This window comes from Mycoplasma sp. CSL10137 (genome assembly GCF_017116845.1).
In the GTDB taxonomy this organism is placed as follows: domain Bacteria; phylum Bacillota_I; class Bacilli_A; order Mycoplasmatales; family Metamycoplasmataceae; genus Mycoplasmopsis.
Genome location: NZ_JAFIRE010000011.1, coordinates 1 through 384 on the forward strand (window position 1 = coordinate 1; position 384 = coordinate 384).

Below are 384 nucleotides of genomic sequence, written 5' to 3' on the forward strand. Positions count from 1 at the left end.
ACCGAATGAAATAAATGCAAAATTAAAGCAAATGATTATTAAAAATAAACTTAATGTTAAATCAATAACAATTGATAACGGAATTGAATTTGAAAAAATAGGTATTTTAGCTAAGTGATTAAATATCAAAATTTATAGAGCAGAACCTTATGCATCATTCCAACGCGGATCAAATGAAAATTGAAATGGACTTATACGTAGAGAATTTAAAAAAGGTTTTGATTTTAACTCTATAAATTTTGATTATTTACAAGAAATTGTTTTTAAAATAAACAATATACCAAGAGAAATTTTAAAATGAAAAACTTCCCTTGAAATGTTTACTTTTGAAAATTTGACTTAAGATTTAAGCAATAAAAAATTTAACAAAACAATTTTAAAACA

At 21.6% G+C, this 384-nt stretch carries 1 protein-coding gene; it reads left to right on the plus strand.

Annotation, left to right across the window (positions count from 1 at the left end):
* Positions 1-343, plus strand: a 343-nt coding sequence (locus JXZ92_RS03450; protein ID WP_205852371.1) for an IS30 family transposase, incomplete at its 5' end; no start/stop codon positions are given.
* Between the last annotated feature and the right edge of the window lie 41 nt (positions 344-384).